Origin of the sequence: Stenotrophomonas sp. C3(2023) (assembly GCF_032911385.1) — a bacterium.
In the GTDB taxonomy this organism is placed as follows: Bacteria; Pseudomonadota; Gammaproteobacteria; order Xanthomonadales; family Xanthomonadaceae; genus Stenotrophomonas.
This window is the reverse complement of record NZ_JAWJLO010000017.1, coordinates 1-249: the sequence shown is the minus strand read 5'-3', so window position 1 is coordinate 249 and position 249 is coordinate 1. Positions and strand designations below refer to the sequence as shown.

The window sequence follows — 249 nt, the reverse complement described above, 5'->3', positions numbered from 1 at the left end:
GCAGCAGCAGATCGCGGGTGCTGCTCATGTCACCGAAGGTGTTGAGGCTGCCGCCGTTGAAGGTCAGAGCACCCGAGGCATCGCCGAGGCTGGCATCGCTCAGCACCTGCAGCACGCCACCATTGAGCGTGGTGCCGCCGGTGTAGCTGTTGCTGCCGGTCAGGGTCATCACACCGTCGTTGACGGTGGTGCCACCGGCATGGGCCAGTGTGCCCGTGAGTGCCATCGCACCCTCACCGTTCTTGACCA

The 249-nt window shown here is 65.1% G+C and carries 1 protein-coding gene; it reads right to left on the bottom strand.

Annotated features, from left to right (window positions below; translation table 11 throughout):
* Positions 1-226 (bottom strand): autotransporter-associated beta strand repeat-containing protein (locus RZA67_RS16415; protein ID WP_317214128.1); only part of this gene is annotated, 226 nt, incomplete at its 3' end.
* Positions 227-249 lie beyond the last annotated feature (23 nt).